Origin of the sequence: Kitasatospora sp. NPDC088548 (genome assembly GCF_044753005.1) — a bacterium.
In the GTDB taxonomy this organism is placed as follows: domain Bacteria; phylum Actinomycetota; class Actinomycetes; order Streptomycetales; family Streptomycetaceae; genus Kitasatospora.
In genome coordinates this window covers 32,452-45,627 of the sequence record NZ_JBIVMI010000002.1, presented here as the reverse complement: position 1 = coordinate 45,627, position 13,176 = coordinate 32,452, and the positions used below count along the sequence as shown (strand labels likewise).

The window sequence follows — 13,176 nt, the reverse complement described above, 5'->3', positions numbered from 1 at the left end:
GTGTATCCGGACGGGGGCCTGATGGGATCCCTGCGCACGGAGCCCGACGGCCGGGCTTCGATCGGCGCGGACCACCTCGGCGGGGGGCCGGTCCGCATCATGACCGACGGGGTCCTGCAGCCGCGCAACCTGCGCCAGCTGGGTGCGGGTATCGACCGGACCCTCGACGGGGTCACCCAGGGCTACACGGCCGACGGGCTGCCGAAGCGGGCCAAGCTCGGAGCCGACGTCATCCGCGCCGCGCTGCACGGCGAGGACGGACCGCGCGGCCGGGGCGGCCACCTGTTCCCCTCGTCGAGCGGGGACCGGGAGCAGCCGCGTGTGGTGGCTGGTTCCCTGAACCGCAACGGCACCTTCGAGGTGGCGGGGGAGGCCGTCGAACGGACGGTCCGGACCAGCACCCTGGCCGGCGACATCGAGGTGCCCCGCTCCGCTCCGACGACGCGGACGATGTTCCCCAGGCACTGGACGGTGGAGCAGGCCGCCTACGCGGCCGAGCAGGCCCACCACGCCGCCCTCCGGGCGGGCGAACGGCCGTCGGACGGCGGCATGCCGGACGGCGGGAACCCGCTCACGGCCCGCCGGGAGGAGGGGTACCAGCGCAGTCGGGCGACCGCGGAGAGCAGCGCGCGGGAGCGGGGGGCGGACAGCACGTACCACTGGCTGGGCGAGTACGGCGGCGTGCGGATCGAGGGCGAGGTCCGGGGCGACCGGATCGTCTCGTTCAGGCCGTCCGAGTGGCAGGACGGCCTGGACGCGGCCGCCCACCTGCCGTACCGCTCCGCCGGCACGTTCACCACCGCCGCCGACCGGTTCCAGCACTACGGGGACCGGCGGGAGCTCACCGGTGTCCACCACCACCGGAACCCCGTCGCCGCCCGGTTCCACGGTGTGCGGGTCGACCCGCACACGCGGTCGGCGATGAACGAGAACGGCACCTACCGGGCCACCGTGTGGTACCTCAGGCCCGGGATCCACCCGGACTCGGTCGAGGCCCGGCTCCCCGCCAACTGGGAACGCCGGCAGACCGGCGAGGAGGGCCACACGTTCTACCCCGAGCGGTGGACGCGCGACCGGATCGAGGCCGCGGTGGCGGAGGCCTACCAGCAGCGGAGGGGCCCGGGGGAGCTCCTGGCCGACGGCTCGGAGCGGTGGAGGGGTCTCGGCGACGGCGTGCTCATCGAAGGCATCACCACCCAGGACGGCCGGCACCTGGTGCACCGGCCGGCGACCTCGCAGCCGCACAGCCGGTGGAGCCCCAACCAGCTGTGGCGCTCCGAAGGCCTGCCGGTGGACCTCGCCCCCGGGCGGCGTCTGACCGCCCGCCACTTCATCTTTCCCAGCGGACAGACCGGCGTCACGATCGACGTCCCCGTCCACGTGTCCAACGAGGTCACTCCGCAGGAGCGGACGCGGCTGCAGAACCGGATCAACGACTACCTCACCGAACCTGCGGGGCCGACGTTGGCCCGGGTGCGGCTGGTCTTCGTCGACGACCCCGCGCAGGCCCGCAGCCTCGCGCTGAACCCCATGGTCTTCATCGGCGAGTCGGAGAGCCGGGCCCTGGGGGCGCCGGAGCAGGACCGGGCCGCCATCCTCGGCGGGGGCCGGCGTGACGCCCTGATCGCCCTGATGCCCGACGTCATGAACATCACGCACATCACCGGCCGCAGCCTGCCCGATGTCGTTCGGGGCCTTGCCGGGCAGATGCCGACGCACCTGGGCCGGACCACGTACGACCCCCCGCAGACGCAGCCGCTGCGTACGCCGGACCTGCCCGGGACGGCGAGGCGTCCGGCGGATCTTCAACTGGTCGACATGGCGGCGTCGGTCGCCGCGCGGGTGAGCGACCAGGCCATGCCCGGTCTCGCGGCGGGGGCGGGGCGTGGCATGCCCGCACACTGGTCGCAGGCGGACCGCAGGAACGTGGCCCTCGAAGTCCTGGAGGAGTTCCGGCAGCGGCGCGCGCAGCAGGGCGGGGCTCTCCCCCGGGTGGGGACCGTCATGCACGAATTCCCGAGCCATCGGGTGACGGTCAGTTTCGTGGACGGTCTCATCACCGATTTCTGGGCCGAACCGAACCCCGCGGCCGGGCACCAGGCAGGCCCCGGGGCGCCGCTGCACACGCCGCTGCACACCACGGACGAGCACACGCCGGTGCACACCACGGACGAGGACGTGTACCCGGACAGCCAGATACTCCTGGACGGGGACGCCGAGCCGGCGCTGCTGCACACCGCCTCGGTCCACGGAGCGGGGTCCGCCGACGCGGCCGGCTCGGCGCGCACGCCGATCGGGCAGCCGGCCGGCGGGGTCTGGCACCGGCGCACCCCGGGCGGCGCGCCGCCCGAGCCGGTGCGGCCGAGTGCCTGGCCGGCCCCGAACCACACGGTGGACCACAACGGTGTCGTGCGCGTCCACGACTGGTCGCCGGTCCCGGGGGTCACGCCCGGATCGGTGGAGGCGGGCCTGCCCTGGAACCTGCGCCGCGCGGCCGACGCGCCGGGCAAGGAGGCGTACTACCCGCTGGACTGGACGGCGCAGATCACCGACCAGCGGGTCCAGGAGGCCTTCGCCAACAGGATCTACGCCGATCGCGAGACCCCCGGCACCCTGCACTGGGTCGAGACACCGCTGGGCCGCCACCTCCAGCCGCTGGGGGCAGGCGAGGTCCTGCGCTGGGTGGGCGAGGCGGGCGGCGTGCGGATCGAGGGCATTTCCGTGGACGGCCGGGTGGTCTTCCACAGCCCGACCCTGAACCAGCCGCACGCTCCCCACTCCGCCTGGTCGGAGAACCATGTCGCCCACCGTGGTCAGTTCCACGAGGCACAGGGTGAGGACTACGGCATGCAGGTCGACGTCCGACGGGTGCTGTTCGACAGCGGCCAGGAGGGCGTGGAGCTCGTCACCGACATCGAGCTGCTGCACCCCGACGGGATGGACGCCCCGCAGGTCCAGGCCATGAGGGAGCACCTGCAGCAGCTCGTCGACACCCACCTCCACGACGCCCCGCGGGTGCCGGGCGCCACCGGTCTGGTCAGGATGCGGCTCAACTTCGTCACCGGCTCCGAGGACGCGCCGCAGGTCGACGTCGCCCACGAGACCATCACCTCGTTCGATGAGCTGTTCCCCGACCTCGCGGAGGCCATGGGCACCTCCGGGCTGGACGCCCTGGTGCGCGAATTCATGGCCGGCGCACCGCCGTTGGCCCCGGGCGCGCGACTGCTGGCCGTGGCGCAGCAGCAGCAGCCTTCGGCCGGCGGCTGGGTGCACGGGGAGGCCGGGGACATCGCGCAGCGGTTCGCCCCGGTCCTCGCCGACGGCGCCGGCCGCAGCCTGCCCACCACGTGGTCGCAGGACACGAGGCGGTACGCCGCCCACTGGATCGTGACGCACAGCGAGGGCGCACCGGCCCACGAGGCCCCGGCCGGTGGACCCCCGGCTCCGGTGGTGCACCGCGGCAGCTTCGGCGACGTCCGGATCAACGTGCGGACCGAGAACGGCCGGATCACCGACTTCTGGGGCGAGCCGCTCGCCCGACGGGTCTCCGTCGATGAGCAGTTGGGGGCCCCGCTGGCAACGGTGCGGCCGCCGACGGACGCCTTCGTCCGGGGGATGGAGGAACGCGCCGGCCAGCGCTTCGAGGTCCACCGGCGAGACCTGCCCGGAGGGGACCGCGAGACGGTACTGACGGTCCGGCTCCACCTGGACACCAGTCGGCTGGATCTTCGGATCCCGGAAATCCGTGCGGCACTGGAGGCGATGAAGGGGCGGCTGGCGGAAGGCGTCGACCAGGCGTACAACCTCGGCCAGCGGCTGCCCAACGGCGACCTGCTGCGAATCCGCGCCGGCCTCGTCCACACCGCCGGTCCGGCCGCCCAGACCGTCGTGATCCACCCCGAGTCGATGCGCGAGCACCACCGGGCCTGGCACCTGGGCACTCCGGCATTCGTCCTCGCGCACGAGCTCGGCCACCATCTCGGGCTCCCCGACGAGTACCGCGAGGCGAAGCCCGGCAACGGGCGCCGCGCCCAGTACACGGACGGCGGAATGATGGGATCCCAGATCCTGATCCCCGACGGCCGCTTCGACCTCGACAACGACAACCGCTACCGGGCGGCGCCGGCCCTCGCGACCGACCTGGTCATGCAGCCGCGCAACCTGCGGCAGCTGGGGACGGGCATCGACCGGGTCCTCGGCCGGCCCGAGGCGACCTTCACGCCCGAGGGGCTGCCGACGCGGGTCAGCCTGCGCGGCGAGGTCATCGAGACCGCGCTGCGCGGCACCCGGAACGGTGACGGCGGCCACCTGTACCCGCCGCTGGGCTCGGGTCGGCCGCGGCCGACCGAGGTGGCGGGGTCCTTGAACCCCAACGGCACCTTCCAGGTGGGGGCCACGACCACCGAGCGGGCGACGCACAGCGGTCGGCTGGCGGGCGACATCGAGGAGATCCGGCCCGGCCGGACGACGCGGACGATGTTCCCGAAGCACTGGACGACGGAGCAGGCCGTGTACGCGGCCGAGCAGGCGCACCTCGCCGCCCGGCGGGCCGGTGACGCCCCGCCGCTCGTCCCCTCGGCGGGTGCCGGGCTGCTCGACGGCCCGCGCCCCGGTGAGCACCCGCTCAGTGCCCGCCGGACCGTCGGGATCGAGCGGTCGGGTGAGGTGAGCTACCACTTCCTGGGTGAGTACGCCGGGGTGCGGATCGAGGGCGAGGTGCGGGGCGAGGAGATCGTCTCGTTCCGCCCCTCGAACTGGCAGGACGGGCTGGACATGCCCGCGCACCTGCCCTGGCGTCGTACGGACAGCACGTTCACCCAGGCGACCGAGGACCACGTCCGCTACGGCAACCGCCACCTGCTCGACGGTGTGCACCACCAGCAGAACCCGGTGGCCGCCACGTTCCGCGGCATCCGGGTCGACGAACCGTGGAAGGTGAACGACAACGGCACCTACCGGTCCTCGGTCTGGTTCCTCGACCCCAAGGTCCACCCGGACTCCCCGGAGGCCAGGTTCCCGGAGTCCTGGCACCGGCGCGCCGACTGGCAGACGCACACGCTCTACCCCAAGAACTGGACGCCCGCCCAGGTCGAGCAGGCGGTGGCGCACGCGTACGCGAACGCGCAGCTGAGGACCCCGCCCGGGGTCACGCCCGAGCGCTGGATCGGGATGGCCGGCGGCGTGCGGATCGAGGGGATCACCCTGGACGGCCGGCACATCACCCACCGCCCGACCGACGTTCAACCGCACCAGCGGTGGAGCGCCGACGACGTGGTCGCACAGTCCACCCCCTGGGTGGGGCAGCTTGCCCCGGGGGTGCCGGCGACGTTCCGTCATGTGCGCTTCGACAGCGGCCAGGCCGGCGTCGAACTCTCGCTCAACATCCACCTCGGCGCCGGGGACTCGGCCCCCGCCCGGGCCGACCTGCAGCGCCGGGTGGACGAGTACCTCGGCCGCAGCGCCGGACCGTCGCTGGTCCGCCTGAGGCTGGACTTCGTCCAGGACCCGGCGCAGGCCCTGCGCACCACCGGCCACGACGCCGTCACCCTGCTCGCGGCGACGGACCACCAGGCCCGTCAGCTGGAGCCCCAGCAAGCGGCAGCGATCCGCAACGGGGCCCTCCAGTCGGCGCTCGACATCCTGCTGCCCGACGTCCGGGCGATGGCCAACGGCGACCTCCCGGGGTACATCCGCTGGCTGGCGGAGAACAACCCCGGCCAGTTGCACCAGCTGGCTCCGACGACCCCGCCGCCGCCTCCGCTGCGGGCGCCGGGAGAGCCCGGGACGGGCGTCCGTCCGCAGGCCGTCACCAGCATGACGGAGACCTACACCCCGAGGGTGGACGCGGCGATGCCCAACCCCGCCGCCGACGCGGGCCGGGGCATGCCCGACCACTGGTCGGAGCCGAACCGGCGAAGCCTCGCCCTCCACGTGCTGGAGAACGCGCAGAACCAGCTCGCCCGGACGCGGCTCCAGACACCCGGCGCGGTGCTGGCCCCGGTCATCGGGCACTCGTTCCCGACCCACCGGGTGTTCATCCGCCAGGAGAACGGACTGATCACTGACTTCTGGGCCAGGCCCGTGACGCAGGGCGGCGCCACCACGCACCCCGTCCTGCAGCACACCATGTCCCCGGGCGGGGCGGACGGCACCCCGCAGTCGAGCCGCAGGCCCGGCGACGTGGAGGAGTTCGAACCGGCCGGGCCCCGGGTGAAGGTGGCGGGCGACGGCCTCTGCCTGCTGCGGGCGGTCTCCGTGAGCGCACCCGACCTGGTCGAGCGGTGGACGGCGCGATCCACCGACCCGATCGAGGGCCTTCGGCGTCAGGTCGAGGACCACTACCGGCAGTTGGACGCGGCGGAATTCCCGGCCGAGGTCGTGTCCGCCCTCCGCTGGCAGCGGCTCGGCAGCTTCGACGCGTTGAGTGACAGTGAGCTGCTCCTGCGCATTCCGGCCGAATCCCGGGACGCGTATGTGGGACTGAGCCGACACGAACTGGTGGACTTCGCCGCGCAGCACGTCATCGCGGCCACCGAGCCGGTATCGCCCCACGAACGCGCGGCACTGCTCCGGACCATCCGGAACTGGCGGGGCGAATGGTCGTCGGACGCGGGAGAGATGCTTCCGCCGGCACTGGCCCATGCGCTGGGTGTCCGTCTCCGGTTGATGAACCACGACGGCGTCCACGACTTCGGCGGCTACGGGCCGGCGGACGGGCGACGGGTCGCGGTCTACTACGACGTGCGCGGTAGGCATTACGACGGCAGCAAGCCGATCGAGCCGCCCGTGCTCATGGAGCGAACCTCGGGCGGGGAGTCGTCGCAGCAGAAGTCCGATTCGTCGGCGGCGCGCAGGCTTGCCGAGGAGGAGACGGCGGCGCTCAAGCTTGCGGAGGAGCAGGAGGCGGCCGCGCGGAAGGCTGCCGAGCAGGAGGCGGTGCGCAAGGCGGCGGAGGAGCAGGAGGCCACGCGCAAGGCTGCCGAGCAGGAGGCGGTGCGCAAGGCTGCCGAGGAGCAGGAGGCCGCGCACAAGGCTGCCGAGCAGGAGGCGGCGCACAAGGCGGCGGCGGAGGAGCAGGAGGCGCGCAGGCTTGCCGATGACGAGCGGCTTCCGTCACAGGTCGGGGCACCCTTGCCGGTCGGTGGGGAGGACGTCCTCAGCCTTCTGGAATCGGTCACGAGCACCGCGCCCGAGATGGTCCGGCGCATCCTCGGCTACTCGCCGACGCAGGTGCTGCCGGACCGGCTGGCGACGCTCCTGCGGGAGTCTGTTTGGGAGTGGGTGAACACCGAGTACCGCCCGATGCCGAGGGAGATCGCGAACCTCGTCGACATCGGCCACCGGCCGGGGCTGAGGGAGGAACTGCGGCACGTGCTCGTCCGGAACCGGCTGAGGTCCATGGTCGACGACTGGGCGGTCACGGCGGCCGGACCGGAGGCGGCCGTGCTGCCGGCCGTGCTGGCGCATGCGCTCCGTATCCGGCTCCAGGTGGTGCGCGAGAGCGCCGGCGGGGTGGAGCTCGTCGCGGAGCTCGGGCCCAGGGACGGTGAGATCGTGTCGGTCTATCACCGCGACGGCAGCCGCTACGACGCCAGCACCTCCATCCCCCGGGAGTCCCGGTCCGCCGAGTCGGAGGGGCTCAGGAGGGAGGCGTCGGAGGAGCCGAAGCCGGAGGAGCCGAAGGAGTCGAACCAGGACAAGTCGGAGGAGCCGAAGCAGGACGAGTCGGAAGAGCCGAAGCAGGACGACTCGAAGCAGGACGACTCGAACCAGGACAAGTCGGAGGAGCCGAAGCAGGACGAGTCGAAGCAGCCGAAGCAGGACGAGTCGGAGGAGCCGAAGGAGCCGAAGCAGGAGGAGCAGGACGAGACCGACTCCCGCCGGGACGACCTGTCGCCGGAGAACAAGCCGACGGACCAGAACCCCATCGAGCCGGCCGAGCAGCGGGCTCCTGCGCAGAGCGAGATCGTCGAGGAGCCGTTGCCGACGATGCCCGAGCCGGAGAAGCCGCCGGTGCCGGTGGGCCCCGCCAAGGGCGGGCACATCGCGGGCACGGACCTCCTGATCGGCCTGACCGACCACGAGGCAGCGGCGCGGAACAAGGTCGTCGCCGTGATCAAGCGGATCATGGCGGGCGACGAAATGGCGGCCCGGGCCTTCGCCGACGCCTACTTCGGTCCGGCGACGCTGCGCCCGATGCTCTCCGCGCTCTCCCGGGGCGAGGTGTGGGTGGCTCCCTTCGACGGCAACGGCTGGAGCGGGAGCATCGCGCTGCGTGCCACGGTCGAGAAGTCGACGTTCCTGCGTCAGGAGAAGATCGAGGTCGAGAACGGCGCGGACCGGTCGGTCATGACCGGGACGCGTGGTGATGTGCGCTGGCAGTACAACCTCGGCTTCCAGGCCAAGCATTCGAGCAGCTCCGGTGACCTCGCCGAGCTCGCCGGCTACTTCCACGACCGCGGCCACGGCGAGGTCAGTCTGGACAGCGGAGGGATGGTGGCGCGTTCGAAGACCTCCGAACCCGCCAACGTGTTCACGTCGGAGATCAGCCTGGAGATCGACTACAGCAAGCTCCGGCACGAGGGTTCCACGGTTCGCACCGAGCAGGGCCACACCACGGAGAAGGTGGAGATCGGCGTGACCGTGGCCGTCCCGGTGCGCGAACCGCTTGCGCCGGGCACGCCGGAGCAGACACCTCCGCAGCGTCTCCAGGACGGTCGGGTCGGCGGCCAGGACATCGTGCTGGACCTCTCGCCCCGTGGCGAGCGCCAGGGCCGACGGCCGGTGGAGGTGCTGCTGGACCATGTGGAGAAGGTCCTGCTGAAGCCGCTGGAGGAGTCCCGGCTGAAGCCTGTGGAGGAGGGTCGGCAGGAATCCGCGGAGGCGAGGACGAGGAGGCTGGAACAGGAGGAGGCCGCCAGGAAGAAGGCCGCCGCCCACTGGCCCGAGCTGCGGCAGAAGATCCTGGCCGAGGTCGACTTCGCCCGTCTCCAGCGGGACTTGAAGAGCATGACGGCGGGTGAGCCGCTCACGGTCGTGCTGACCGACCGCTCGGGCCGGACGGTCGCCGCGGCCGAGATCACCGCCAGGGTCGACGGCCTGCATCAGGTCGGCGCCACCAAGGAGACCGAGTTCAACATCGGAACCACCGTCCAGCAGGTGCGCAGCAGCCTGACGAACCGTGGCCACGCGGGTCAGCTGCCGATCGTGCCCACCTTCGGTCCGAAGCTGGACGGTCCCGTGGCCGGCGCCGGAGCCACGGGGCGGCTGGGGCGGGAGTTCGTCGAGGTCTCGGGGCAGAGCCGGGTGTCCCAGCTCACCAGCAAGTCCAAGGTGCCCGGCGTGATCTACGACGGCAGCGTCGAATTCCAGGTGACCTTCAAGGACATGACCACGGGGTATGCGGCGGGCGACGCCGGTGTTCGGATCCTCGTCGACAAGGCGGACACGAAGACGCCGGAGCCGGCGTCGGATTCGGCCGGCGGCTCCCAGCAGACCGTCGTGCCGCCGACGTACGACGTCATCAGGCCTCCGGACAGCGTCTGGCCCACCGGGGCCGGATCGCACGGGCTGGGCGAGTCCGTCGTCCTCCGGGACCTGGAGGGCACCGCCGAGCTGCGCCAGGCGGTGGACAAGAGCGGCGCGGCGAAGTTCCCGGGCGGGTGGAACTCGGTCAGGGAGGAGGTCATGCACCTGCTCAGCCAGCCGAAGCTGGCGTCCAGGCTCACCGCGATGACCCGGGGCGAGCCGCTGGAACTGAAGCTGCACGGCAAGGACGGCATCGTGGTCACCGCCTTCGCGAAGGTCGAGAAGATGACCCTGGTGCGGGAGGACGGCAAGGCCGAGCTGAACCCGGTGAACGAGACCGGCGCCTTCGCCGCCGAGCGCCGGCTGCGCGCGCGCACCTACGCCGCCCAGGGGCAACTCGGTGGCAGCGGTGCGAGGGAGGCGCTGGGCGGTGAGGGCGTCCTCACCGGCGGCACCCAGCAGCGGGACCGCTTCGCCTGGCGCGGCCGTGACGCCGACCGGGTGTACGCCAACGGCAAGTACCCGGTCGCGCAGGTCATCTACCGCGCCGAGCTGATGGTGGACATCCATCTGGGCAAGGTCGGCGACGAGCCCGACGTCTCGGCACCCGTGCATGTCGAGGTGGGCCTGGATGCCCGGGAGACCCTCAAGGAGGGGACGTCCGACAAGGTGACCGTCTTCGAGGGACCCAAGGAGACCGACACCGGTGCCGGCGACGGCGGGACGATCTCCAGCGCGGGTGGCAGCAGCCGGGGGAGCGACGGCCACCCCACGGAGACGTCGACCAGCAGTTCCCACCGGAGCGAGGACCAGACCGACAAGTACGTCGCGCCGCGCAGGATGAGTGAGAACCATGAGCTGAACGCCTCCTACGTCGTCCACGGTCTGAGCGACGCCGGCAAGGTGCGCAGCACCATCGAGGAGGCCGTGCGGTCGAAGTACGGTGAGCCGTCCGACGAGGTGAAGCGGCGGATCGGTGAGACCTTCGACCGGGTCGCGCTCAGGACCCAGCTCTCCCAGCTCACCCGGGGCGGCAGGATCACCGAGACCGTCGCCGGCCGGCTGTGGAGCGCCGAGATCACGGTCACGGCCAAACTGGGAGACGCCAAGTACCACTCCATGGCGGGGAAGTACGAGTTCGAGTCCGGCACCCAGTCGTCGAGCGGCCAGGGCTATGCGTGGGACCGCCTCAACCGCCACCAGGGCGGATTCCTGGGCAAGTTCAAGTCCAAGTTCGTCGATGTCACCGGCGGTTACACCTACCGGCTGGACCGTACCTACGGCGATGCCACGGACACCGTCGGATCCGTCTCGAACCGGGGCAAGCACACCGAGGCGGCCGCGTTCTTCGACGTCGCCGCGAAGTACGACGTCGAGGTCAGGTACAAGTGGCTGAACGTGCACGACGGCTCGTACACCGATCACGTGACGGCGACCGCGAGGGTGGCCGTCCCGCTGCGTGATGCGGAACCCCTGCACGCGTCGTCGGAGCGGTCCACCGAGAAGCAGCCTTCGGGCTTCCTGGACGGCCGCCGGCTGGATTCCTCGGCGATCGTCAGCGATGTCTTCCCGGTCCGGGAGACCGGCGGGACGAAGGAAACGGCGACGGGCGGGACGACGGCCAAGGCCAAGCACCTGCTGGGCGACTCGATCCTGGACCAGCTGGAGTCGAAGCCCTGGCCGCATCCGGACCGGAAGCCGGAGTCGGCGTCGGCGTCGGCGTCGGCGAAGTCGGGGAGCAACCCCTTCAGGAGCGACTGGGACGGCATCCGGCGGAAGCTGGTGGAGGAGCTCACCCCGGGCAGGCTCCAGGCGAGGCTCAAGGCCATGACGGCCGGTGACGAGATCGTCGTGCGGCACGGGCGGACCACCGTGCGCGTCAGCGCCGTGCTCCGCGACAGGATGGTCCACCTGGGCGAGTCCGGGGTCACCGAGTTCAACGCCGGTACCCAGGTGCAGCGCACCTTCGCCAGCTCCGACGGCGTCACCAACTTCGGTGCCGGCCAGGGCCACAACGTCACCGCCGGGGTGACGGGCACCATCCCGGTGGCGGGGGCGGTGCCGGTGACGGTCGGGCTGTCGGGCAACTTCGGCTGGGGCAAGGACCACATGGACCTCCTGAGCCGGACCACCGCGGCCGGCTCCGCCACCAAGGCCAAGGTGGCGGGAAGCGCCTTCGAGGGCGAGGCGGAGCTGCAGTTCGAGATCGTCCGGCGGCCTCTGTTCGGGGCCTCCGTGCACATGATGCGCACCGCGAGGATCGGCTTCGAGACCATCGTCGAGTCGGGTGAGACCCGGCCGGTGCCCCCGTCCAGGGAGAACGCCGCGCCCAACACGGGGATCAAGCCGACGCGGACCCTCCCGGCGGAACCGCCCGCGCCGGTCACCGCCACGGTCCCGCCGGACCGGGTCTGGACGACCGGACTGCGCGACACCGACGTGCTGCGCTGGCTCGGCGACGTCGGAGGCGTTCAGGACCTGGTGCGGCTGCGCGGGCGGAAGTACTTCGGCACGGGGACGTGGCGCCGGATCGGCCACCTGGTCGGCAGCATCACCTCCCACAGCCACCTGTCGGCGCTGTTCGGTACCGCGAGCCAGGGCATGGAGATCGCCACGGCGTCACCGGGCCGATGGCTGCTGGGCCAGGACAAGGGCGTGGAGGTCCGGGTGAAGCTCGTCGAGCTCCGACACCGGGAGAACGACAGCGCCGTCGAGCTGAGCCCGTCGAACGGGACCTCCTTCGGCTCCGTACTGACCGAGCTGTCCGCGAAGCAGGCGGGCCTCCAGGGCCAGGTCGGCCTCAAGGTCCCCGGCGACATCACCAACACCCCGGGTCTCACCGGCGGAGCCCAGCGGGTGTGGCGCGACGGCGGCATGCTGGGCGACGCGGGCCAGGTGATCTCGAACGGCAAGTTCCCGACCCCGATGGCCCGCTACGCCGGGGCCGCCGAGATCGAGGTGACGTTCTTCGACGGAAACCGCGAAAAGGTCACCGAGAAGGGGGTCGTCCCGTTCACGGTCGACATTCCGCTGGCGGAAACGGTCAAGCGGGACGTGCCGGACGACACCTACGCCACCTTCACCGGCGAGCAGCGGCGAGGTGAGCTGCGTTTCGTCGAGAGTCCGACGGCCCTGCGTGAGATCCACCTGGCCCTGGAGACTCCGAGGGCGGAGCGGGAGGGCGGGAAGCCGAGGCAGCAGAGCGAGCTGACGGACCCCGAGATCGACCAGCTCCTGGGGACGTTCCGGGTCGGGAGGACGGCCTACGACGGGAAGTTCACGAGCACGAACGAGGACGGTCTCAAGCACATCCGCGCGACCCACCGGCTGGTCGAGCTGGCCGGCGGCTCCTCGACCGCCGCGGCCCGCCTGGTGCGGGAGCTGCTCGAATGGCCGCCCCGGGCGTCGTTGCGGGCCGAGGTGCTGCGGAGGGTGATCGGATTCATCGAAGAGCGGACCGCCGACGGGGGCACCGTCACGCTCGATGACCTCAGGGCCTGGGCCGCGACCCCGGTGGAGCCGGTTCCCGTGCCGGCGCCGGCGCCGGGTGCCGCGCCGACGCACCCGGGCCCGGACGTGGCACCGAACCTGCTGAACGACGTCGGTCCCTCGCTGGCCGACGACATCTTCAGGGCGCTGAACGGGTAG

The 13,176-nt window shown here is 72.0% G+C and carries 1 protein-coding gene (only partly in view); it reads left to right on the top strand.

The features are described from left to right. On the top strand, window positions 1-13,176 hold the end of the coding sequence (locus ACIP82_RS03340; protein WP_400650398.1) for an EndoU domain-containing protein. 22,512 nt of this gene lie to the left of the window's left edge; 13,176 of the gene's 35,688 nt are visible here — the last part of the coding sequence; its start codon lies off the left edge, out of view; its stop codon occupies window positions 13,174-13,176.